Below are 23,468 nucleotides of genomic sequence, written 5' to 3'. Positions count from 1 at the left end.
AAAGGTCCGCTTCTAGCGGGCCTTTTTGCTTGTCGGGTAAGTGCGCGGCGCACGGTATTGTTGAAACCATGAACGACAGGCAGACTTCAGGAACAACGGACTGGCAGAATACGACCATTGACGATACGCAAGCTCGGCAAAATCCCGACATTGCGCGGGAAGTGGTGCGTATTGAGCAATTACGGCATTCGGTCGACGTGGTAGACGACGATATCGTCCGCCTGCTGGCGCAGCGTTTTTCGTACACGGAAGAGATCGGCAGGCTCAAGGCCGATGCCGGCTTCGCCCCGCAGGATCCGGGGCGTGAACGGTCGCAGTCGCAGCGTTTGCGTCATCTTGCGGACGAAAACGGACTAGACCCTGCCATTGCCCAGGAGTATCTGCGATTCGTGGTCACCGCGGCCAAAAAACGGCATCAGCAGATCATGGATGACAGCCGCGCTGCGGTCTCCGATGCCGAGGGCGTCAATGATGAGCATCAATGACGGTCGACATCGACGCTTATGAGTGACGTTGTCAAGGCGATGTCGTCGAATCACCTCGTCCAGTCAATAATTAGCGACAGTGACGCCAATATCCCTATCCTCCCCGCAAATCGAAACGTAGTATAATCCGGCTTCGGTCGCGTGAACCACTCCCTTGGATCAGAGTTTGGCTTTTGTGTGGCAGGTGCTGTTATCATGGTATTTCAACGTTGGAAATCCATCTTTGGGAGGCGTCCAGCATGAGCGAAAAAGCCAAGTCCGTTGATCGCGCTGCGCATACCAGTCATCCGATCGATATACGGTCGGCGTCGGTGGACAGCTCGTTTTGGTCTCGTGAGCAGGAATTGGTGCGTACGGCGGTGTTGCCGTATCAGTGGTGGGTGCTCAACGATCAGGTAGCGGGCGCTGATCCAAGCTATTGCATGCATAACTTCCGTGCTGCGGCCAGACAGAATCAGCGCGAGGCCGAAGCTGAAGCGACGGGCGGGCGATTCGAGGCACCGACCTACACGGATCGTGGTTTCGACGTACTGCCCGAAGACCCCTCGCGTCCGGACCCCGACAAATTCTATGGTTTCGTGTTCCAGGACACGGACTTTTCCAAGTGGATCGAGGCGGTCGGATATTCCTTGGCGCATCATCCCGACCCGGATCTGGAGGCCACCGCCGACGGTGCGATTGATGTGGTCTGCGCCGCCCAACAGCCCAACGGGTACCTCGATACATTCTACATCCTTGGCGGCATGGATCGGCATTTCACTGATTTAAAAGACCATCACGAACTGTATTGCATGGGTCATCTCATCGAAGGGGCGATAGCGTATTATCAGGGCACCGGTAAAGACAAGCTGTTGCGCGCCGCCTGTCGGTTCGCGGACTATGTTTGGTCGGTATTCGGTTCCTCACCTGAGCGGCTGCACGGCTATCCAGGTCATGAGATCGCGGAAATGGCTTTGGTGCGGCTTTATGAGGTGACGAAGGAGTCCCGATATTTGGACTTGGCCGTCTATTTCATTACGCAACGTGGCCAAGACCCGCTGTATTTCGAGCAGGAAGACCGTAAGCGGGCGGCTCATGACGGTGTCGCATATAGGCCGAATACCGATTGCCCCGCCCCATACGCTTATTATCAGGCGCATAGGCCCGTCAAAAAGCAGGACGAAGCTGTGGGGCACGCCGTACGCGCAGGATATCTTTATTCCGGTGCTGCCGATGTTGCGAGGCTGACTGATGACGCTGAACTTAAGCAAGCCGTGGACCGGTTGTGGCGCAATATCGTCGATTGTAAGTTGTATGTGACTGGAGGGATCAGAGCGACTTCGGCGGGTGAGGCGTTTTCCTACGACTACGACCTGCCCAATGATCTTGCCTACAGCGAGACCTGCGCGGCCGTGTCGCTCGTGTTCTTCGCCCGGCGCATGCTTGAGTTGGAACCCAAAAGCGAGTATGCGGATGTGATGGAACGGGCGCTCTACAACACGGTGCTTGCCGGCATGGCAATGGACGGGAAAAGCTTCTTCTATGTGAACCCGCTAGAGGTCAGACCACGGACGTACCTTAACCATGATTCGCGTTTTGCCCACGTCTCGCCTTTGCGTCGCAAGTGGTTCTGTTGCGCTTGCTGCCCGCCCAACATCGCAAGGCTCGTTGAATCGGTGCAGTGCTACGCCTACACGCAGGGTGACGATGGCCGTACCCTGTTCGTCCATCTGTATGTGGGTGGCCGGACGAGCTTCGAAGCGGTCGATGCCGAAAACGACACCGATGGCGCTTGCACGGTGTGTCTCGAAATGCACGGCGATCAACCCTGGTCCGGCTTGGCCGCTGCAACGGTGCACTTTGTAGCTCAGAACTCCGAAAAATCGCAAAGTCGTACGGGCGAAAGAGGTGCTGGTCGCCAATCGGGGCATTTCGCCATCGCGTTCCGCCTGCCTTCATGGGCTGGCGACTGGCGGACCAGCGCTGCCGCCGTGAGCGTCGTGGATGCCGCAGGGGAGCCTGTGGGTCCGCGGATGAGCCGAGTGGTGCGTGACGGTTACCTGTATCTAAGCGGCGACTGGCATGAGGGTGATGTCGTAAGACTCGACTTCGCGATGGACGTGGTTCCCGTCATGGCCAATCCAAAAGTCAGTGAAGACGCCGGCAAGGTCGCTTTCGTCCGCGGGCCAATCGTGTATTGCGCGGAAGAGTGCGACAACTGACCCGGGTTGCATCTGCTGCATGTTGACGGCTCGCAAGGACGTATTGAGGTGTCGGCCGAGCGATATGATTTCAGGGCCGGGTCACGAGGATTCGGTGATGAGGCGTTGGGCGCGGTTGATGAATGTACTCGGCCAATCGTGAGGTTAAGGGTGCGAGGCTGGCGAAATGACCGGGCGGCCTGTCTCGCTGAAGCGGCTTCTCAACCGCTATACTCCAAATGGATACCGGCGAAGCGTGAGCCCGCCACGGTGACCTTGATCCCTTATTTCGTCTGGGCCAACCGAGGATTGGGGGAGATGCGCGTCTTTTTGGATGTCGACTGAGTCCGGTCTGGGTAAGCCGACAAAAGTTGATTCGGCGCTCTGATTCCGCCTGGAATCTGAACTGCCCGAATTTCGATCTTCTCTGAAATCGGCTTTGCCTGAAAGTCATACGGGAGCTGTTTGAGTTCGGTGGCAAAGCCGGTAACGTTATTGTTTGATTCAGAGGAAGGATCGACCAAGCAACGAATATGGTGGCCGATTGCGGAAGTAGGTAATCGACCATCCTGACAAGGAATGAACGATAGGAAAGTTATCAAGCGATGGTGAACATGAGTAACGACGATCCATACGGTTATTTGCTGGTGCATTTCATCGAGGATCCGACCAGTTATGCTGAGCGTATTTATATGGATCTGTCCGTCGGTGACAATCCGAATAGTTGGAGGCCCCTCAACGGTGGCGTCCCGGTGCTCACATCTCATGTGGGCACCACCGGATCGCGTGACCCGTATGTCGTACGTAACCCTGAAACGGGGTGCATCTACCTACTGGCGACCGATTTGCGTGTCTTCGGCAAAGAAGGCGGATCCGACCGTATCGAGGACTGGTACGCCCGCTCCCATCAGGGTAGCACCAATCTTCTCGTCTGGCAGACGGATGACCTTGTGCATTGGAGCGATGTTCGGCTGCTTGACGTTTCTGACCGTGGCGATGGTTCGCATGCCCAATTGGGCATGGCATGGGCTCCCGAGGCCACCTGGGTTCCCGACTATTACCCGCAAGGGCATAGTGGAGGAAGTGGTGCGTTCGTGCTGTACTGGTCAAGCAAGCTTTTCGCGGACGATGATTCGGGCCATGAAGATCCAACCGTGCATGACCGTGTGCTTTGGGGCGTGACGACCGATTTCACGCAGGAGACATTCTCTCTGGGTGGTGTTTTCATCGACCGTGGGCACGATACCATCGATACGACGATGCTGCAGCTGGAATCGCCCTCGGGCGCGAAACGCACCTACCGCGTCACGAAAGACAATGGGCCGGATCCAAATATCTGGCTTGATGCGACGGACGATCCACATTGGTGGCTTCCGCAGACCCGGTGGACGGTGCTTCAAGAAAGGATTGGCGCGAATTGGATCGAAGATAACAATCCGGCAGGTGTGGAAGGTCCGGCTTTGTTCGCGTCCCACAGCGACCCGAACGTCTATTTGTATGTCGATGTGATTCCGTCCATAGGGTACAGGCCGATGGTCGGTTCCGACCCCGATCGCGGATTTGAATACATGGCGTTGGACGATTTCCATATGCGCGCCCACACCAAGCATGGTGGAGTGCTTTCGCTGACACGGGCCGAGTATGAACGCCTGAGGTCATCCGATGGCATCATAGGTACCGGGACGCGGCGATAGAAGCCGGGGAAGAAAACGCGGATCGCATGCGACAAGGGTGTCTTACGTTGTCTCAAGAGTACAATGGGGCGGTGTGGGACTCGTCGATGGCGACAAAGAACGTGGACAGGGTGCGTAAGATATAATGCAATGTTTGTTTCACAAAAGTAATGCTTCCGGCCTGGTGATCAAACGGGAAGATGATTCCCGATCTCTTGATGATTCGGTTCGCCAGGAGACCGATTGTTCTGAAAAGACCGGACGAATGGGACCGTCTTCGATGCCGGACCATGATTCAGACAGGAAACGCAAAATCACTTTGAAATCCGCAATCGGCTACGGAGTCGGTGACTTTTTCGGTGGCGGGCAGATGGCGCTTATCGGCACGTATCTGGCGCTTTTCTGGACAAGGTTCTGTGGAATGTCGATTGGCACCGCACAGGCCTTCATCGGCATGAGCGCGCTGATTAGTGCGGTTGCCGCCTTGTGCTTCGGCATCCTTGATGACAACCTGTACCGTTTTCGGCTAGGCCGTCGATTCGGACGCAGACGCCTCATCATATTCATGGTCTCCCCGATGATCCTGCTCGGTATATTGATGTGGATTCCCGGTTTCCCGACTCCCGTCTATTTCGTCACCTATGCTTTTTGGATTATTGTGGCTCAGCTTTTCGCGGCGGCGTACAATCCGCTTGCCGGCGAAATGACGCGTGATTTTGGTGAGCGTAACAAGCTTTCCACGACCCGGCTTACCATTTCGGGGCTGTCAGGGACGGTGATTCTGATAGCCGGTGGTTTCATACTGGGTATTTTCGGTGACCGGCATCCGAAGGGCTACATGATACTGGCTATCTCCATAGTCGTTCTTTTTTCGGTGGCGGTATTCATTTGCTGGCATTCGACGTGGGAGATGACGCCTCAGGAAGCCGGGTTCGGTCAATACGCGCGCGAAGAGGGGAAGTTTGCGGCGGCTGGGGATGCGAACTCTAAAACCCGCAGTAAAGATGAAAGTCGTCATGGCACGTTCATCCATCGGATTGCCATGGCGCTTGCCGAATACGCAAGCACGTTACGCCTGTCGATTTTCCGTAAGCATCTCTGCATATACCTGCTCATCCAGATTTCCAACGATGTGTTCGGCCAGGTCTTCGTGTTCTTCGTTATCTACGATTGGAATCGCACGGCGGCTTTCGCCTCACTTTTGCTTTCCTCCGGTGTCATTTCGTTGCCGCTTATGCCGCTGTTCAGCACAATGCTGACCCGTTTTGGGCCAAAGCCGCTCTATGCGGTCGGTTTCGTAGGGGCGTTGACATCTCTCTTGCTCATGTTCGTATCCACCATTGTCGTCGGGCGTTTGCCTGATCCATGGTGGACCGTCTTCGTGTATGCGAGATCCATACTGTACTTCACGTTCCGTTCGTTGTACGGTTCCGTCCCCTGGGCCATGTTCCCGTTCATTTCGGATGTGGATCAGGTTGTGACCGGCCGTTACCGTCCTTCCACGTTCTCAGGAATCCAAGCCGGACTGCGTCAGATGTTCTCGGGACTGGCGAACATTCTCGTAGGTATGGTCCTTATGTGGTGTGGCTTCGATTCCACGCGGCATTGGCAGCCGCAAAGCGCGAAATTGGGATTGGCGGTGCTGATGTTCGGTTGGGTTGCGGTCTCGGTGATTGTGGCTCTGCTTGTTTCACGTGCATTCACGCTTGATAGGCGTACCGATGCGGTGGTACTTGATGAAATCAACCGCAAGCGTGAAGGTGGTAGGCCGTGCGACATCGCTCCTGGCGACCGTGCCGTGATCGAATCGCTTACGGGACTGCCCTATGGACGGGGGATGGATCGAGAACGTGCGGCTGGCTCTTTGGAAGGGTGATTGCACATTGTCGCGTCGGAGATGCCGGGGGGTCGTTGTGAACGTTTTCGTCCGCTGACATGCGTGCCGTCTCGCTTGGTTCCCCTTGGAAAACGATGTAAGAAAGGAGAATTCGAAAATTGGAAAGTACTGGAAAGCTGTGCGTTTATTCGAGTTTCCAGCCATGGATATCCCTACCATTGGTTATGAAATGCAATGGTGGCCTCGCTCCCGGCTTTCAGGCCGTTGCGATGAAGCAAAGGAATAAGAGATAGCTGTGTTCATACAACGTTATTATGAGGATTTAACCCGACTGCATGTCGGTGCCGAGCCCCCGCGTGCCTACTTCGTCCCCGATTCGGTGCCCCAAGACGATCGCGGCGACCTGCGTATGCGGTCGGATAGGTTCGTAAGTCTTGATGGGGAATGGGGGTTCCGCTATTACCCGAGCGTCTACGATTTGGACGAGGAGGTCACTGCGGCTCGAGCGCAGGGGAGAAAGCCGTTTTATGACGACGGTTTCGATATGGACGGGGATGCGGGTATCGGCGTATACGACCGTATTGAGGTTCCTTCGGTATGGCAGATGCAGGGGTACGACCAGCACCAGTACGCGAACACCGAATATCCGTTCCCGTATGATCCGCCTTGCGTGCCGCAGGACGATCCTTGCGCGGTGTATCTGCGTGATTTCACATACGACGTTGATTCGACCGCTCCAAGGGCGTTCCTGAATTTCGAGGGCGTTGATTCCTGCTTCTACGTGTGGCTGAACGGCACTTTCGTCGGTTACAGCCAGGTGAGCCATTCGACCAGCGAGTTCGAGGTGACGCGTCAGCTCAGGCGGGGTCGCAATCGTGTGGCCGTGCTGGTCCTCAAGTGGTGCGATGGCAGCTATCTGGAAGATCAGGACAAATTCCGTATGAGCGGGATTTTCCGCAGCGTCTACCTGTTGCGTCGTCCACAGGATGGTATCCGTGATTACTTCGTCCACACCGACCTTCATGACGATTACGGCCGGGCAGAGGTTCGTGTCGATGTCGATTTCCTCGCCCCTCGAAGTTCCGAGGAAATAGACGGGAATCATGACGTGAATTCCGAGCCGACCACGGTTGGGAGGAACGGGCGTCCGGCCGCTGCCGACGCCGTCTCCGGCAGTGTCGTGAGCGCCGACGCATTCGTCGGCAATCTTCCGGGACGTCCCTGCCCGGTCGTCGCGACGTTATACGATCCGCAAGGCAGCCTCGTCGGGCGTTCCGAGGCTCGACCCGGAGGCGACGTTTCGAGCTTGACGTTCTCCGTCGATAAGCCGATGCTGTGGAACGCGGAGCAACCCGACCTTTACCGTCTGGTGCTGGAGACGTTTGCGCGCGACGAGGTGCGACCGGGTGACCTCCGGCAACGGACGGGCGCCGTTCCCGTGGAGGTCATCACCGAATATATAGGCATCCGTGACGTTAGCGTGGATGGCAATGTGGTCAAAGTCAACGGCCGTCCGATCAAGATACACGGCGTGAACCGTCACGACAGCGACCCTCGGACGGGCTACGCCATCAGTCAGGAGCAGATCATGCGAGACCTGACGTTGATGAAGGAGCACAACGTCAACGCCATAAGGACGAGCCATTATCCGAACGCCCCTCATTATTACGCGCTATATGACAAGCTCGGTTTCTATGTCATAGCCGAGTCCGATATGGAGACGCATGGCATTGACGTGCTGTACGAGAAGCGCGCCAACCGTGAATGCTGGAACGGCAAGATCTCCGATGAGCCGCGTTTCATCCAACCCATCGTGGATCGTGTGCAACGGAACGTGGAAGGCCAGAAGAACCATCCTGGCGTGATCATCTGGTCGATGGGCAACGAATCCGGCTATGGTTGTGGCTTCGAAGAGGCGCTGAAATGGACCAAGGAACGCGATTCCAGCCGCTTGACCCATTACGAGGCCGCGATCCACGGTTCGCCCAGGAGCGACCTCGACTATTCGAATCTGGACATCTATTCGCGCATGTATCCTTCCGTCGAGGCGATTGACGCCTACTTTACGCCTGAAGGCCCGCATGGAACCTGTGAAAACGGGGACGATGGCGACGACGGATCGCGTCCGTACTTCCTGTGCGAGTTCAGCCACGCGATGGGCAACAGCCCGGGCGACCTCGAGGACTACTTCCATGCGTTCCAGCGCCATGACGGTATGCTCGGCGGTTGCGTGTGGGAGTGGTGCGATCATGCCGTCGATATGGGTCATGGTACGAACGGGCATAGGATCTACTTCTATGGCGGTGACCACGGCGAGTTTCCAAACGCGGCGAATTTCTGCATGGACGGACTGGTTTACCCCGATAGAACACCGCACACCGGGCTTAAGGAGTTCAAGAACGTGTTCCGTCCCGCACGCGTGGTCGGTTTTGAACCGAAGTCCTGTACGCTGACGGTCCATAATTACATGGATTTTGTTGACTTGTCCGATTATGTGACGATTTCATGGCAGTTGTTGGTGGACGGCGAGGCGCGCGAACAGGGTTACTTTGCGCCATCTGCCGAGCGGGGCGCCGCCTCCGGGCTGCCCGGGGATATGTTCAATGCTTATTGTGGACCGGTCGTCGGTATTGCGGCGCATCGCGAAGGTTCGTTGAAACTCCCGCACCTTGATGTCCCCGGTCACGGCAGAGTCACGCTGCTGGTCCGGTACCGTCTGCGGAGGGCCGGTTCCACGCTGCCGCAAGGTTTCGACCTCGGATTTGATGAAGTGCCGGTGCGGGTTGCAAATCGTTCCAATGTCAGCGCGACGGCCATCATCGATTCAGCCGTGTCGCAGCTGCGTGTGAACTCGATTGGGGTCGGTGAGACGTCGCGGCAGATTGTCCTTACGAGCGACAACTGGCGTTACGTTTTTGACAGGCGTACCGGTCTGGTCGATTCGATGTCGGTCGGTGAACGGTCGCTGCTGGCTCAGCCCGCCCAATTGAACGTGTGGCGCGCCCCCACCGACAATGATATCTACGCGAAAAAAGACTGGCAGGATGCCGGATATTCGCGTGCCTACTGCCGTGCCTACGATTGCGAGGCGAAGCCGGACGCCGAGGGTGCCGTGCACGTGAACGCGAATATCGCCATCGTGGCTCCGGTCATACAGCCGATTGCGCAAGTGGGTGCCGAGTGGGTCGTGAATGGTCAAGGCGTGGTGAGCATGACGCTCCACGTAAGTCGTGATGCCGCGACGTTCCCGTTCCTGCCTCGTTTCGGTTTGCGGCTGTTCCTTCCCAAGGCGATGAATCGGGTCGAATATTGTGGATATGGACCTTACGAGAGTTACGTGGACAAGCATATGGCCAGCTGGTATGGCGATTTCACTTCCACTGCGCAGGGGCTTACCGAGCGGTATCTCAAGCCTCAGGAGAACGGTTCGCATTTCGGCACCGACGTGGTCGAAGTGTCTTCTGGCATCCTGAGCCTTGCCGTCGCATCGCCGAAGTCGTTCTCGTTCAATTGCTCGCCGTACACCCAGGAAGAGCTTACGTTGAGACTGCACGACTACGAGCTTGAAGCATCACCCTACACGGTGTTGTGTTTGGACTATGCGCAGTCGGGTATGGGTTCCAATTCATGCGGTCCGCAGTTGGCGCGGCGACACCGTCTTGATGAGGCCGGTTTTGACTTTTCGCTGACTTTGCGGCCTCAAGTGCGTTAAGCGGCCGGGTATTCCGCTGGATCGACTTAGCAACACGATCCACCGTTCTATGAAAATCGGTCAAGACGCGCGAACCGTTGCGTCTTGACCGATTTTCATAAAGCAGGGGTGTCAGCGGAATTCCGCTGACACCCCTGCTACTGCTACGTGGCGTCCAGCCCGGGTTAGTGCTTCGGTTTCCTGACTGGCGGCTCACCAAGGGCGGCATCGGAAACCTTGACGACGATCGGTGAATCGTCCGACTTGGCGGAGTCTGCTTCCTTGGAGGAGCCCGCGTCATCGTCACTGCCGTCGGTCGTCTCGACGGCTTGGGCGATATCCACGGTCAGTTTTCCGGTGACGCGCCCGGCTTCGGCGATGTCGTCGACCGTGGCCTCGACGGCGCCGAGGCCTTCCGGCGGCACATTGAGCGTGGCCTTCAGGATCGGGGTCTTCATCGAGACCTTCGCCTGAGACTTGAGTCCGCGCAGTTCAGCCAGCGCCTTGCCGGCCCACACGAGCATGTCGGTCAGCCTGGTCCTTTCCTCGTTTGCGCGTAAGGTCTCGACGTTTTCGCCTTTACGGCTTGGTTCAGCTGCCGCAACCACATAAGCCTCATCAGTGGGCCAGCTCGAGGTGTGCACCGAGCCTTCCCCGGCATGCATCCAGCCCCACACCTCTTCTGTGGCGAACGGCATGTAAGGTGCAAGCAGACGCGCAAAAGCGTCCAGGCCAAGTCCGAGGGCGGTACGAGCGGACTTCACGGCCTCCTGGGTGGGGGTGCGGCCGGTGGAGTCCGCCGTGCCATAGGCGCGGTTCTTCACCAGTTCGATGTAATCGTCGCAGAACTGCCAGAAGAAGGTTTCGATGGTCTCGAGCGCCTTGGAGTGCTCGTAGGAGTTCATCGAGGCGGTCGCTTCGCGCACCACCTCGGCCAGCCTGGCCATCACGGCACGATCCAGCGGTTCGACGACATCGGCAGGGTCCCATGCGGCCGAGGCCGCGGAGCCGACATGATGGTTGTCGTCCTCACGGCCGATGGCCAGTGCGAATTTCGTGGCGTTGAGCAGCTTGATCGCCAAACGGCGTCCGATTTTCATCTGACCCTCATCGTAGGTGGCATCAAGGCCGAGACGGGCTGACGCGGCCCAATAGCGCACCGCGTCAGCGCCGTATTTGTCCACCGGCTCCTTGGGTACGACCACATTGCCTTTGGATTTCGACATCTTCTTGTGGTCCGGGTCCAGAATCCAGCCGGAAAGCGCGGTGTGCGCCCACGGCAGGCACCGGTTCTCCAGGTGCGCGCGATCCACGCTGCTGAACAGCCAGGTGCGGATGATGTCCTGACCCTGCGGGCGCAGATCCATCGGGAACGTGGCCTTGAACAGGTCCCGGCTTTCCGCATCTGGTTCGGCCCAATGCGTCACGATCTGCGGGGTCAGCGACGAGGTCGCCCACGTGTCCATGATGTCCGTTTCGGCGGTGAACCCGCCGGGAACGTCGCGCTGGTCCTCGGTGAATCCCTCGGGCACGTCCGTGGTCGGGTCGATCGGTAACCGGTCTTCGGAGGGGGTGATCGGATGCTCGTAATCCGTCTGTCCGTCGGTGTCCACCGGGTACCACAGCGGGAACGGCACGCCGAAGAAGCGCTGACGTGAGATGAGCCAGTCGCCGTTGAGGCCGTTGACCCAGTTCTCATAGCGCACGCGCATGAAATCGGGGTGGAAGTCAAGTTCCTTGCCGCGTTCAAGCAGTTCGGCGCGCAGCTTCATATCGGTGCCGCCGTTCTTGAGGTACCACTGGCGGGAGGTGACGATTTCGAGTGGCTTGTCGCCCTTCTCATAGAAGTTCGTCATACGTTTGGTCGGCTTTGGTTCGCCGTCCAGGTCACCGGATTCACGCAGCTGATCGACGATGATCTTGCGGGCGGAGAAGGTCGTCTTGCCCTCGATCTGCTCGAAAACGGCCTTGCCGTTCGCGTCTTCGATCCAATCCGGCACGCCCATGATGATGCGGCCGTTGCGCTGAATGATGGAACGGGTCGGCAGTTTGAGGTCGCGCCACCACTCGATGTCGGTCTGGTCGCCGAACGTGCAGCACATGGCGATGCCGGCGCCCTTGTCCATTTCGGCGGCGGGGTGAGCCAGAATCGGCACCTTCACCTTGAACAGCGGCGAATAGACGTATCGGCCGAAGTATTGCTTGTACCTTTCGTCGTCTGGGTTGGCGATCAGAGCACCGCAGGCCGCGAGCAGTTCGGGGCGGGTCGTTTCGATGTAGATCGGGGTGCCGTCCTCGAAGCGGAAGGCGACGCGGTGATAGAAACCGTCGTATTCGCGGCTTTCCAGCTCCGCCTGGGCCACGGCGGTCTGGAAGGTGACGTCCCACAGGCCGGGCGCGTCCTTCTGGTAGGCCTCACCGCGTTCAAGGTTGCGCAGGAACGCCTTTTGCGCCACGCGCTGCGGGTGCTCGCCGATGGTGTGGTAGGTCTGCCGCCAGTCGATGGACATGCCCAGGGAGCGCCACAGCTCCTCGAACTGCTTTTCGTCCTCGGCCGTGAGCTTTTCGCACAGTTCCACGAAGTTCCTGCGGCTTACCGGAACCTGGTCGCGGGCATCGATTTTCCTGCCTTCGGTGCCTTCGAACGGGGGTTTGAAGTCCGGGTCGTATCTGAGCGTCGTGTCCACGCGCACGCCATAGTAGTTCTGCACGCGACGCTCGGTGGGCAGGCCGTTGTCGTCCCATCCCATCGGGTAGAAGACGTGCTTGCCGGTCATGCGCTCGTAGCGCGCCATCACGTCGGTGTGCGTGTAGGAGAAGACATGGCCGACGTGCAGGTGTCCGGAGACGGTGGGTGGCGGCGTGTCGATTGAGTAGACCGCCTTGCGGTCCGGTTCGCCGGTGCCGTCGCGCGGAATGGTGAAATCGTAGGTGCCGTCATGGTCCCATTCGGCGCGCCATTTGTCTTCTAGGCCGTCGACGCCCACCTTGTCGGGCAACGGGGAAAGGTTTGCGTTGATTGCGCGGTTGCTCTGGTTAGTCATAGCTGACCAGTCTAGAAAGCAATGGTGACATAGAAACCCTAGGCTGAGGAGATTTCGTGAGCACTTGCCGGTCGAGTCGGAGTATGGCCGGAGGACGTCGGGCTCGGGTGTACTGCACGGATTGCCCGATAGTGGTCCATTGAACCAACCGGGGCGCATGAGTCCAGCCGGAGCACAGCCGCAATTAGAGCACGGCCGACGAAAGCTCGGTCGAGCTCGTCGAGGATAAGGATAGAGACGAGGTTGATTGAATCCGAAATGGCCGAAGTGCGTCCGGTCGTCTTGGCAAGCTGGAAAATCTTGGCAAGCTGGAAAATTCAGTCTTTGCGGATGTCGCGCAGGGGCAGACGCTGGTCGGTCATGTTCTTTTTGACGCCTTTGACGCCTGGCCTTGTCGCGGTGGTGGTGGAAAGGTTGAAAAGCCATGCGCTCGCTGCGTCGCCGCTGACGGTTCTTGCATAGGTCTTCAGCGCGTTTTCGTAATCGTTTTCGCTGGTCGCGTTCAGCACGGCCTTCCACTGGTCTTGGGCGTTGCCGTTCTGATAGTTGTAGAGGTTCTGCGCGAACTGGCCCGCGTCGTCATTGGTGCCGCTCATCGTGGTCAGCGCCATCGTGTAACCGCCGCTTGCCATGCGCGCCTCGGCGGTGCTGTCGTCGACCACCTGCATGGAGATGTTCAACTTTGTGGCCTCAAGCTGTTTGACGATGGCCTCACCCACTTCACGGTACTCCTGTGGCACCACGAAAGTAATCGTGCCCAAATAACCGGTACTGAAGTAGTTCAGTCCTTTTTTGCTTTCCTCCGGGTTGTGCGGGAAAAGGCCATTGAGATTTTCATAGCCGGGTTCGAGCGGACCGATGGGGCCTCCAAGCTGTGAGCCGGCAATGGGTTCCTGCTTGGCCAGACTGGCGGTGTCCAACGAGTAACGCAGGGATTTGCGAGCCAGCTGGTCGGAGAAGATCGAGTCGGCGGCGTTGTTGAGCGCGAGTATCAGTTTCGAAGTGCTCTGTCCTGAGGTGATCCGGTAGTCCTTCTTGCCTTTGAACGGTTCGGGGGAGTCGCTTGGTTTGAGCACGGCCATCTGGATCTCGCCGGCTTTGAGTTCCTTGTTCAGCTTTGCCGCCGAATCGACGTATCGTAATATCACTTGTGAGGAGGCGGACTGCTGGTTCCAGCACAGGGTGTTGCGGGTGAATTTGATGCTGTTGCCGGGATCGAACGATCTTACGGTGAACGGCCCGCTGCCCAAGGCCTCCGTTGAGTAGTCTATGTTGCTTGCTGAATCGTAGATGATGCCGGCCCGTGTCGAAAGGGTGCTTGGCAGTTGCGGGTCGGGTGAGTTGAGGGTGATGACTACCGTGTTCGGGTTGGGATTCGCGATCGTCTTGACTTTCGATAGTCCCTCGTAGCCGATGTATTTGTTCTTGATGACCGATTCAAGTGAAAATATTACGTCGGAGGAATCCATGGCGTTACCGTTCGAGAAGCGCATGTCGCTGTTCAGGTTGAACGTGTAAGACAGTGCATCCTTCGACGTCTCCCAGCTTTTCGCCACTCCGCCGACCGGTTTGTTGTTCTGGTCCCGGCTGACCAATGTTTCATAGACGTTGCCGATCAACGCCTGGTCGAGTCCGGTGCCGGGTGTGGTGCGTATGTCCAGCGATTGCGGGGCCTTGGCGTCCAGTCCGATGGTCACTTCCGAAATCGCGTCGAAGGTGGTGCCGTTTGGTGCCCGACGATCATGTTGCGACCAGCCGAATCCGATTGCGGCAAAGAGCATTGCGGCCACGCCGACGAAGACCAAGCCTTTAACTGGCCCATTCGAATGATGTGCGCGCTCTGACATAGCTGGATTCTACAACGCGTGTCTGAAAAGTCGCTGAAAATGATGACTTTTGGGTGCCGATCGGTGTTCCTAGGCCCACATTCCGGCTGACGGGCAGGTGTCGTTCAAGGGGCAGTCCGCGCAATCGGGCTTGCGTGCGTGGCAGGTGGAACGGCCGAACAGAATCAGCCGATGGGAAAGGTTCGTCCACTCCTCGGGTGCGAAACACGCGGTGATTTCCTTTTCGATTTTGACAGGGTCGGGGTGCGTCGATCGCCAGTCCGTGCGCCAGCGAAGCCGGCCGGTAAGTCTCATCACATGCGTGTCGACGGGGAAGCCGGGGATGCCGAACGCGTTGCCAAGAACGACGTTGGCTGTCTTGCGTCCAACTCCCGAAAGCGTGGTGAGCTCCTCCATGGATTGCGGAACCTCGCCATTGAAATCGGTTGAAATCTGGCTTGAAAGTTCAATGATGTGCGCGGCCTTGGTATGGTAAAAGCCGACCGGATGAATGATGTCCTCCACCTGCTCGGGATTGGCTCGGCTCAACAGTTCCGGCGTGCCGTACCGCGCGAAAAGTGCGGGGGTCACGCCGTTGACGCGCACGTCCGTTGTCTGCGCGCTCAGAACCGTCGCCACCAGAAGCTGGAACGGTGTCTTAAAATGTAATGCGCATTGTGGGCTGGGTATCAGTTCTCGCAGCACCTCATATTCGGCGTGCATGCGCTCAAGCCGTTTGCGTTTGCTTTCTTCGGGCATATTCGGTCTTCCTGTGGCACTTTTTCGACAGTCTCATGGTAGAGGTTGTGGGCGGCAACGACATGCTGAGCCGATGACGTCGATGGCTGTCGGCCATAGATTAAGGTAATCGGGGGGGCTATTCGCTCGGAACTCACCGGGATTGTCTGTTGCAGGTCCCAGATGTGTTTTCCCGGAATGTGTTTTTTTCTGCAGAAACTGGGTTAAGCGAATATTCCTGGGAGGCCAACGCATCTTCATCCGGCCTTCGCTGTCAGAAGGTGCGACGGTCATGGCAATCGAGGTGATTTACGGATGTCGGGAAACCGGTCCGTTATGTTCGCCATCCGTTTCGTCGTCTGGTGCTGCGTTGCCCGCGCCGTCGTCGGACGGGTCGAAGCGGTAGCCGACATTGCGCACCGTGCCGATCATATGTTCGTATTCCCCGCCGAGTTTGGCCCTCAAGCGCCGGATGTGCACGTCGACTGTGCGGGTGCCGCCGTAGTAGTCGTAACCCCATACCTCCTGCAGGAGCTGAACCCGGGTGAACACACGGTTTGGGTGCTGAGCGAGATATTTCAACAGCTCGAACTCCTTGTAGGCGAGGTTGATCGGCTGTCCTTTGATGCTGGCGATATAGCTACGCGTATCCACGACGAGCTCGCCAGACCGTATGATGCCTTCCGAATCGGTGGGCGCATCCTTTTGCATGCCGGTCGGTGCAACCGTCGGTGCGCCCGCCGTGCGGCGTTCGCTGGCCAGCCGCAGCCGTCCTTCGACCTCCGCCGGTGATGCCGAGGCAAGCATCACGTCGCTGATGCCCCACTGTCCGTTCACGGCGGTGAAGCCGCCTTCGGTAATGATGAGGACAATCGACACGGTGAGCCCGGCGGCATGAATCAGACTGCATAGACGCTTGGCGTCGGCAAGGTCGTCGCACGCATCGAGTAGCACAATGGTGTCGTCGGGCAGTTTCGCCAGGCTGCCGGCATCCATCGGCAGAACGCGCACTCGGTGTGAAAGCAAAGTCAGGGACGGCAGCACTTGAGCGGGTTCCGCGCAGTTGGTCATCAAAGTCAGATCGATCATGTCACCTCCATGCCGAAGTCGTCAAGTCCGTGGACGGGCTTAGGTTGAACAACGACTTGAACTGTCGCATCCGCAGGTTGTGGACACTTACGGCTAGCATAGACGATATAAAGTACCTTCGCTTCCGATGCCCTACATTGTGGTTATGGCGCTTGATTGTCGCTAAAGGAAGCGGGAGCGGATCGGGCGGCCTATGAGTTGGCTTGTGGGCGATTCGAGGATGGAGTGCGGATACGATGAACGCGAAGGCGACCCAACGGTCTGTTGGCGATGTCGAGGAAAAAGGCGTCGGACGCAATCATGGCGGTATCTCAAAAAAGCCTGTGGTACTTGCGGTTTCGTTGTATGTGTTGCTGCTGATACTGCTCGGCGTATCGCTGCTGTTCGACGGGCGCGTGGGGTTGACCCTTCTGGCGCTCGCAGCTGATTTCATGGTGATTTTCGCGGCCGGCTATTGGCCTGTTCCGGGCATGGCGTTCGAGCGGGTGATCGGGGTGATCGGCGCGGCGGTATTGGTCGGTGACATGCAATTTCTGATGCTTGGGCAGCTCCCGCAGACGGATGCGTCAGGCCGGCGTATCGCGGTGCTGAGCCACTCCGGGGATTTCGGTCAGGTTCCCTCTTCCGTGTTGTTGGAAATCTGCACTCGATGGGCCATGAGTGTCATGGTTGTATTCGTGGCATTCGTCATTCTGGGGTTCGGACGTCAGATGTTGCGTAGGAAACGCACGAATATGGTGCGTTCGCTCGCGCACGGGCTTTTGGTCGCCGTAACGATGGTCGGCGCTTCCGGTTGGCTTTTCGCCTTGGTGTTGGTGCGCTACTTCGGTGGACATCTCCATGGTGCCGCTACAGGTCCGCTTGCACGGTTCGGCGAATGGGTTACTATCGCGGTCGTGGTGCTTGCATTGCTGATGATGGCCGGTTTGTTGGTCGCCATGACGCGTTGGTGGCGGGATCTGAACGCCAGTGATGTGGTTGCCAACGACGGGCATGAGGGTACCGTTTGGCGCCGTCGTGGCGGCTGGATTGGCGTGGGGCTTACAGTGCCGATGCTCTCCGGTTTCGTTATTTATTTGGCGGTGGCGGCCTTGGTGCTGCTTGTCGGATGATCTCTGACCGATTCAACGTGCCGTGTCTATCCGGTCTTCGGCTGTCCGGCCGTTTGAGAGTCCGATTGTCTAATCGTTCAATTATCTGATCGCTTGGCTGTTTACGTGTCAGGCCGTTCGAGCCGCTGATCCATCAGGCGGCAGACCGTTCAGTTGGATGGTATCCATTGTCGGTATCTGCCGTTGATAGTTGATATGATACGCGGTCTCAAAAGATATCTAGTTCTCAGGCGCTTTCATGCTGCTTCTATAGGATTCTGTAATGATTGAGGACGGCTTTGACGCCGAGCAAAATAAGGATGATGCCGCCTAGGATTTCAGCGGGCTTCTGGAAGCGTTTGCCGATAAGATGCCCAAGATAAAGGCCTGCTATGGTGAATGCCGCGCAGACTACGCCTATGGCTGCAACTGCCATCCAGATATTCACGGTCATGAATTGGAAGCTGACGCCTATTGCGAAGGCGTCAATGCTGCATGCCACCGCCAATGGAGCCATATGCCGCCAGTCGAAACTGCCGGCGTCATCGTTTTCGTTGTCGCCAAAAGCCTCACGAATCATGTTCCCGCCGATTATTGCGAGAAGCGCGAAAACAATCCAGTGGCCGAAAGCGTTGAAATATTGACCGAACAAAGACGCGAAAAAGTAGCCGATCAGCGGGAAAAGCGCCTGAAATCCGCCCATCCATAGTGCTGACATCACCACGTCAAGCGCGCGTACGTGGCGCACGGCCAGGCCTTTGGAAATGGAGACAGCAAAAGCGTCCATCGATAAGGAAATCGCAATGAGCAGTATTTCAACGTTCATGATATCGCTTTCGCTTGATCCGGGTGTGTGTATCAGCCTAACTCATATTCCGAATTTTATGATTCTTAGCAAAAGGCTTGGCTGGGCAGGAACGGTAGCCAACGAAATGGTAATCAACAGAACCTCGATCGGGTATTGCCGGTCGGGGTTCCGTCTATTGTACATCATATTGGACGCTAGGCGTCACTTTTGTGCGAGGCGCTCGCGGGAGGCCTTGATCTGCTTCTCCGCCTCTTCGACACCGGTCCAATAATCGCCGGGCATGACTTCCTTGCCAGGCTCCAGAGCCTTGTACTGCTCGAAGAAGTGCTTGATTTCGGCTTTGTGATATTCGTTGACGTCGTTCACGTCCTTGATATCGTCAAAGCGTACGTCGGCAGGCACGCACAGTACCTTGTCGTCGCCGCCCTCTTCGTCTTCCATGTGGTACAGCCCCACGGCGCGGCACTCGATGACGCAGCCGGGGAATACCGAATTCGGAATCATCACGAGAGCATCGAGCGGATCGCCGTCTTCGCCCAGTGTTCCCTCGATGTAGCCGTAGTCGTCCGGGTATCCCATCGCGGTGAACAGGGTGCGGTCGAGCATGATGCGACCCGTCTCCTGATCCACCTCGTACTTGTTCTTTGACCCGCGCGGAATCTCGACGACGACGTTGAATGTCTCTGCCATGGTTGCTCCTTGAAATGGTTGTCAGATATGTTCCCTACCAGCTTATCGCAGGTCAGGGTCGAAAAAGAAATATCGGAGATGTTGAGGGGAATTTGATTTTGAAAATGTGGATAGCGGAATGGTGAATGCCTTCTTTGAGAGTAATTAGGTGGATAGATATGCAGTTGAAATGCTCGAATTGGCGGAATGTGGATAGTCGCATATTGAGTTATCCACAACACGCCGGAAGCCTTTCGATTTAGGTCACATACCCCTGTTCGACTTTACTTGTACGAGTCAATCTGTGAATATCAAAGATAGCTGCCGGAACAAGCAATGTCGACGTATCGAGCGGAGTTCATCAAATCGAGCAGGGGTGATGAAGAAGGGGATGTGTACATGATGCATGACCAGGTCGGAGGTATTGAAGGGGACTGACGATAAAGCGTTATTTTGTATTGCCTTTGATAGACTTGTATGTGTATCTGACCACAAGGAAAGGAGTGGTGTGAATAGGCGAAGTGAGATAGATGCTCCGGATGCGACTCCCGAGCCCGGTGTGCTGCCTCGGCGTTGGTGGCGTGGGCGTCGTGTCTGGGTTGTCGGTGTGGTGGTGCTGGTGTTGGTGGCCGTGGCGGCGGGTGTCGGGTGGTGGTGGCGTTCGGCCGTGGGTTCGGCGAATGGTTCGTGTCGTGGGAGTGTGTCGGAGGTTCGCTTGTTGCGTTCGCGTGGTTTGGGTGCCGGGGTGGGTTCGGCGCGTAGGGTGGCGCGGGCGGATGTGGCGGATGCGGGCACGGTGGACGCGTTCGCCGGGGCGGACGCGAAACTGTCGAAGGCGGTGAAGGCCCCGTTGCCGTCGTGTTCGGCGGGTTCGCCGGGTGCGGCGCGGGCGGAGTCGGATGGCGCCGCGAGGGCCGTGGATTCGCTGCGTGGGGCCCGGTCGGAGGTCGTGCGTCGGGCGAGGCGTGTGTTGGCGTCGCGTGACGCGAAGATGCTGGCCGACGCGCGTGCCTCGCTTGGTTCGAGGCGTGACGCGGGCAGGGCGTTGCTGGATTCGTCGGCGGGGAGCGTGGCGGACGAGAGCACGCGCGATGTGTTGTCGGGCGCGGTGGACCGTGCGGGCGGGCTGCTTGATGGCAAGGGTTCGACGCTGAAGGACGTGCGGGCCGCGGGCAAGGCGCTGGACGACGCGATGTCGGCCGTGAACGCGAGCGTGCAGGCGAAGGCCGACGCGGACGCGCAGGCCGCGGCGCAGGCGCAGGCGCAGGTGTCGGCTTCGACCGGATCGTCGTCGTCCGGAGGCTATTCGGGTGGCGGATACACGGGTGGCGGTTCGGGCGGCGCCCGCTATTCGGGCGGCGGCCAGTCCTACCGTCCCGTGGCGCCCGCGCCCGCCGCGCGTCCGGCCCCGGCGGCCCCGGCCGCGCCATCGAATCCCGGGTATGACCCGGACTGGGTTAGCCATACTGGAGTTACTAATGGAGGTGCACCTGTTTGTCAGCATGGTGCTGCTTGTGGTATTGGCTGATTTTTGAGGGTTTTGCTGTCGTCCCCCGTCTCTTTCTTGGCGGATCGGAACGGGGGGCGACGGCTCCATATATTTGGAAGAGGGCATGGTGTCCTCTTCCTCAATGATAGCGGAGGAGCTATATGAGGATGAACGGAAAGAGAGCGGGAAGGCTGGCGGCCGCCTCGGTGGCCGCGGTTGCGGCCCTGTCGGGCCTGCTGCCGGGCGTGGCGTATGCCGGCGGCGGAGCGGGCGCGGCGGGCGGCGGCGGCACCCTTCCGGGCGACATGGTCCAGCAGTGGGCCTATCGGGACGACAACGACGGCGGGTTCGGCGGGTATTCGATGGATTCGATCCTGGCGGCGTTCGGCGCGTCGGGCGTGACGATGGCCGACGCGGGCCGGGCCTCGGCCCGGCAGGCGCTGGACGAGGCGAACACGAACTGCGTGGCCCGTTACAACGAGGCGCATCCCGGCGACGGCACGGCCGACTGCCGCGTGGTCGGCGTGGGCACCATGACCGGCACGGACAAGCGGTACCTCGGCCTGTCCCACGACTCCAAGCAGATATGGATCGACAACTGGATAAAGCAGGTGGCAGGCGGAACCTACGCCAACAACGGCACTACTTACGGGACTGGTGACCCTTTCCAGGATCAGCCGGGTACCTCGGTGAATTCCCTCGTGGACCAGTATGCCTCGGCCGACGTCTCGATCGTGGTGATTATGCTCAACAAGTACGAGCCGGTCGCGGATGTGCCGCCGGCGCCGCCGGAGAAGGGCATCGAGCCGGGCGTGAGCGCGGACGGCATGACGAACACGACCGTGATCTCGTCGCATACGGGCCGCATGGGCAGCCAGATGACGTTCAGCGACCGGTTCGACCCGCATGGCCAGCATTATACGGTGTCTAACCAGCGGGTGTTCGACGCGACCGCGAACCATGACGTGAGCGGCCAGTTCGCGTTCGACACCAAGGACGGCGCGACGCCGGCGGGGGATGTGGCGCATGCGACGTGGAGGGGCGGCGCCCTGCCCGACGGTCACACGTTCGAGTGGAGTCTGGACGTGACGGTGCGTGCGCCTTCGACCTCGAGGGTCGACGACCGGGGGCACGCGCATTGGAAAGGAATGTCCCGGTCGACCGACCAGGATGCCAGCGGCGGTTTCGAGGGCGTGTGATGCAGCTCGTCCAGCGCCTTCTCATATTCGGTCATGTCGTCGTTCATTTCATCCTCCCGGAAACTCGTCACAATTATCGGTTCGGACCACGAGGCGAACAACGCGGGATGCACGCAGTCCCTAAAGCCTACCGAATCCCATATGCGACTGGATGTTTCGCGGCGTTCGGGTCCCTTAGTTCTCAAAATGCACCCTGCTGCCTTCATCTCAGGCCGGCCGTGCGGAAAAGTGGTGCCTGCCAAGATACTCGGCCACAGCTTTGCGGATCAGTGCGGAAGTGTTCAGATGCTCCTCGCGCGGACGACCCTCGAATATCGCCAGCAGATCATCGCCGGTCATCGCCTCCGCGTGTTCGCCCCGATACACCTTGGCGCCGGGAACGGGCCTGATCTCGCCAAGCTCGACCTGACGGTTGAGGTCGGCGGCCCAATCACGGATCTCATCCTGTTCTTTTTGTGTCCTGTTCATCTAGTCCTACCTTTCGAAGATTATTTCGCGATGAGGTGTGGCCAGTTGTCGGCACTTGCGGAGTATCGCATTAAAGACATAACAACTCGGAAGACCGGATGGGGCGAAACCCCTTATCGGACAGGTTCCTCCCCATTCACGCACACAATATGAGCTGCGAAGCTCATATTGTTTCGATTCACTGACATCAAATACCCTCGGGCATATCAGCCACCAGACTTATATTAAACCAGCGAGCCAGCCAGATCAATATGGTGCATCTCGGCGTCGCGGGCGATAAGCATTCGAATATATTCGCTACGGTTTTCAGCTTCTCTCGTTTGACGGCCTCTTTAATGTATGCATTGAATTGCGGGGTCACGCGTAGGTGTACTGCACACTTTCGCCACGGCCCTTCGTCTGCTGTTCGAGGCTTGGGTGTCCCATAAGGGTGGCGAACAACTGCCGTTTGTTGGTGGCGGGGTCGGCCAACGCCGCCCCGAACCTGCGGGCGTCCTCCCCTTTGGTCTCCCCCAGAGGGTCGCTTTGCAGGGGTCGTGACGGTTGGGCTAGGTAATTCTTGTATTCCTGGAATTCCTTTTCGTCCTGTGAACTTGTCATCAGATATATCCTTATCTCATCATCTTCGGAGCGTCCGTTGCGCCCGACGCTTAAGTGCTTTGGTCTGAAGATCCTCGCTCTGCTCCAACGTACTCACGCGCGCGTAACTCAACAGCATCAGGGTCAACCCCTCATCTTTTGTAGCCCATATTCAGTTTCGGCATATCGAATCAGTTCGTTCCCCGGTTCCCGGTTGCGACTGCGGGACGGTCGAACACGATTCTTCGTGATTCTGTTCTTCCGAAGTATCGACAACTCTGTCAATCTTCCGCTTCAAAGACAATACCTCATTCTCGAGCTCGCCCTGGTGCCGCTTCTGCGTTTCCTCAAACTTCGCGCCAACCGCCAACATGTCTGTGGACATTTGTTCTGAAAGCTCATTGAGCACAAAATCTTTTCCTTGCTGAAGCATCGCCTCTTTGCCGGCATCCTCACTCAAAGCACCCTCTTTATGTACCGGCCATCTGGCTCCGACCAAAACAGGATCTTTCCCGAACCATTGAATAGACTTATTCTCTTTAGGAATGTCCCCAAAGACCAACGTTATAGGGTTCGGCGCAGAAACGTTGCAATTCCAACGA

The 23,468-nt window shown here is 58.0% G+C and carries 16 protein-coding genes and 1 pseudogene; 8 read left to right on the top strand and 9 right to left on the bottom strand.

The window, feature by feature from the left end:
* The first annotated feature begins 68 nt into the window (after positions 1-68).
* The 5 genes and pseudogenes from BBOH_RS05370 (at position 69) to BBOH_RS05350 (ending at position 9,887) form a co-directional block, all read left to right on the top strand.
* Positions 69-485 carry a chorismate mutase gene (locus BBOH_RS05370; RefSeq protein ID WP_044098152.1) on the top strand — a complete coding sequence of 139 codons (417 nt, stop codon included), beginning with the start codon at positions 69-71 and terminating at the stop codon, positions 483-485.
* 239 nt (positions 486-724) lie between these two features.
* Positions 725-3,010: pseudogene (locus tag BBOH_RS05365) on the top strand (glycoside hydrolase family 127 protein).
* 269 nt (positions 3,011-3,279) lie between these two features.
* The gene (locus tag BBOH_RS05360) at positions 3,280-4,359 is read left to right on the top strand and encodes a glycoside hydrolase family 43 protein (protein WP_033521478.1); all 1,080 of its coding nucleotides are present in this window, start codon (positions 3,280-3,282) and stop codon (positions 4,357-4,359) included.
* A gap of 259 nt (positions 4,360-4,618) precedes the next feature.
* Positions 4,619-6,214, top strand: coding sequence for an MFS transporter (locus BBOH_RS05355; RefSeq protein WP_044098228.1), 1,596 nt, complete (start codon positions 4,619-4,621; stop codon positions 6,212-6,214).
* 256 nt (positions 6,215-6,470) lie between these two features.
* Complete coding sequence (locus BBOH_RS05350) at positions 6,471-9,887, top strand: glycoside hydrolase family 2 (RefSeq protein WP_033521414.1); 3,417 nt, start codon at positions 6,471-6,473, stop codon at positions 9,885-9,887.
* 164 nt (positions 9,888-10,051) lie between these two features.
* Here BBOH_RS05350 and valS read toward each other — a convergent pair whose 3' ends face one another.
* From valS to BBOH_RS05330, 4 genes are all read right to left on the bottom strand, one after another.
* Complete coding sequence (gene valS / locus BBOH_RS05345; RefSeq protein WP_033521413.1) at positions 10,052-12,910, bottom strand: valine--tRNA ligase; 2,859 nt, start codon at positions 12,908-12,910, stop codon at positions 10,052-10,054.
* Positions 12,911-13,227: 317 nt separating this feature from the next.
* On the bottom strand, positions 13,228-14,757 hold the full coding sequence (locus BBOH_RS05340; protein ID WP_033521412.1) for an ABC transporter substrate-binding protein: 1,530 nt from the start codon (positions 14,755-14,757) through the stop codon (positions 13,228-13,230).
* Between the two features lie 69 nt (positions 14,758-14,826).
* Entirely contained in the window at positions 14,827-15,495 is a 669-nt protein-coding gene (gene nth / locus BBOH_RS05335) for an endonuclease III (protein WP_033521411.1), read from the bottom strand.
* A gap of 288 nt (positions 15,496-15,783) precedes the next feature.
* Entirely contained in the window at positions 15,784-16,563 is a 780-nt protein-coding gene (locus tag BBOH_RS05330) for a winged helix-turn-helix transcriptional regulator (protein ID WP_044098151.1), read from the bottom strand.
* Between the two features lie 236 nt (positions 16,564-16,799).
* On the opposite strand from BBOH_RS05330, the gene BBOH_RS05325 reads away from it, so the two are divergent.
* On the top strand, positions 16,800-17,675 hold the full coding sequence (locus tag BBOH_RS05325; RefSeq protein ID WP_033521410.1) for a hypothetical protein: 876 nt from the start codon (positions 16,800-16,802) through the stop codon (positions 17,673-17,675).
* Between the two features lie 247 nt (positions 17,676-17,922).
* Here BBOH_RS05325 and BBOH_RS05320 read toward each other — a convergent pair whose 3' ends face one another.
* Positions 17,923-18,480 (bottom strand): manganese efflux pump MntP, encoded by a 558-nt coding sequence (locus BBOH_RS05320; RefSeq protein ID WP_033521409.1) that lies wholly within the window; start codon positions 18,478-18,480, stop codon positions 17,923-17,925.
* A 183-nt stretch (positions 18,481-18,663) separates the two neighbouring features.
* The gene (locus tag BBOH_RS05315) at positions 18,664-19,152 is read right to left on the bottom strand and encodes an inorganic diphosphatase (RefSeq protein WP_033521408.1); all 489 of its coding nucleotides are present in this window, start codon (positions 19,150-19,152) and stop codon (positions 18,664-18,666) included.
* A 487-nt stretch (positions 19,153-19,639) separates the two neighbouring features.
* On the opposite strand from BBOH_RS05315, the gene BBOH_RS08275 reads away from it, so the two are divergent.
* Positions 19,640-20,659, top strand: coding sequence for a hypothetical protein (locus BBOH_RS08275; protein WP_052362749.1), 1,020 nt, complete (start codon positions 19,640-19,642; stop codon positions 20,657-20,659).
* Positions 20,660-20,781: 122 nt separating this feature from the next.
* A complete protein-coding gene (locus BBOH_RS05305) occupies positions 20,782-21,819 on the top strand; it encodes a hypothetical protein (RefSeq protein WP_143242479.1) in 1,038 nt (345 codons plus the stop codon).
* Positions 21,820-22,026: 207 nt separating this feature from the next.
* On the opposite strand, the gene BBOH_RS05300 is transcribed toward BBOH_RS05305, so the two are convergent.
* The 3 genes from BBOH_RS05300 to BBOH_RS05290 all read right to left on the bottom strand — a co-directional run bounded on the left by BBOH_RS05300 (position 22,027) and on the right by BBOH_RS05290 (position 23,326).
* The gene (locus BBOH_RS05300) at positions 22,027-22,287 is read right to left on the bottom strand and encodes a hypothetical protein (RefSeq protein ID WP_033522118.1); all 261 of its coding nucleotides are present in this window, start codon (positions 22,285-22,287) and stop codon (positions 22,027-22,029) included.
* A gap of 357 nt (positions 22,288-22,644) precedes the next feature.
* Complete coding sequence (locus BBOH_RS05295) at positions 22,645-22,887, bottom strand: hypothetical protein (RefSeq protein ID WP_033522120.1); 243 nt, start codon at positions 22,885-22,887, stop codon at positions 22,645-22,647.
* A 151-nt stretch (positions 22,888-23,038) separates the two neighbouring features.
* Entirely contained in the window at positions 23,039-23,326 is a 288-nt protein-coding gene (locus BBOH_RS05290; RefSeq protein ID WP_143242481.1) for a hypothetical protein, read from the bottom strand.
* Positions 23,327-23,468 lie beyond the last annotated feature (142 nt).

The organism is Bifidobacterium bohemicum DSM 22767 (assembly GCF_000741525.1).
Taxonomy (GTDB): Bacteria; Actinomycetota; Actinomycetes; order Actinomycetales; family Bifidobacteriaceae; genus Bifidobacterium; species Bifidobacterium bohemicum.
This window is presented reverse-complemented; position numbering and strand designations above follow the sequence as displayed.

Excerpts from the sequence above, each read along its gene's own strand:
- BBOH_RS05370 (WP_044098152.1), top strand. The coding sequence starts at position 69 with ATGAACGACAGGCAGACTTCAGGAACAACGGACTGGCAGAATACGACC.
- BBOH_RS05360 (WP_033521478.1), top strand. The coding sequence starts at position 3,280 with ATGAGTAACGACGATCCATACGGTTATTTGCTGGTGCATTTCATCGAG.
- BBOH_RS05355 (WP_044098228.1), top strand. The coding sequence starts at position 4,619 with ATGCCGGACCATGATTCAGACAGGAAACGCAAAATCACTTTGAAATCC.
- valS (WP_033521413.1), bottom strand. The coding sequence starts at position 12,910 with ATGACTAACCAGAGCAACCGCGCAATCAACGCAAACCTTTCCCCGTTG.
- BBOH_RS05340 (WP_033521412.1), bottom strand. The coding sequence starts at position 14,757 with ATGTCAGAGCGCGCACATCATTCGAATGGGCCAGTTAAAGGCTTGGTC.
- nth (WP_033521411.1), bottom strand. The coding sequence starts at position 15,495 with ATGCCCGAAGAAAGCAAACGCAAACGGCTTGAGCGCATGCACGCCGAA.
- BBOH_RS05330 (WP_044098151.1), bottom strand. The coding sequence starts at position 16,563 with ATGATCGATCTGACTTTGATGACCAACTGCGCGGAACCCGCTCAAGTG.
- BBOH_RS05325 (WP_033521410.1), top strand. The coding sequence starts at position 16,800 with ATGAACGCGAAGGCGACCCAACGGTCTGTTGGCGATGTCGAGGAAAAA.
- BBOH_RS05320 (WP_033521409.1), bottom strand. The coding sequence starts at position 18,480 with ATGAACGTTGAAATACTGCTCATTGCGATTTCCTTATCGATGGACGCT.
- BBOH_RS05315 (WP_033521408.1), bottom strand. The coding sequence starts at position 19,152 with ATGGCAGAGACATTCAACGTCGTCGTCGAGATTCCGCGCGGGTCAAAG.
- BBOH_RS05305 (WP_143242479.1), top strand. The coding sequence starts at position 20,782 with ATGAGGATGAACGGAAAGAGAGCGGGAAGGCTGGCGGCCGCCTCGGTG.
- BBOH_RS05300 (WP_033522118.1), bottom strand. The coding sequence starts at position 22,287 with ATGAACAGGACACAAAAAGAACAGGATGAGATCCGTGATTGGGCCGCC.
- BBOH_RS05295 (WP_033522120.1), bottom strand. The coding sequence starts at position 22,887 with ATGACAAGTTCACAGGACGAAAAGGAATTCCAGGAATACAAGAATTAC.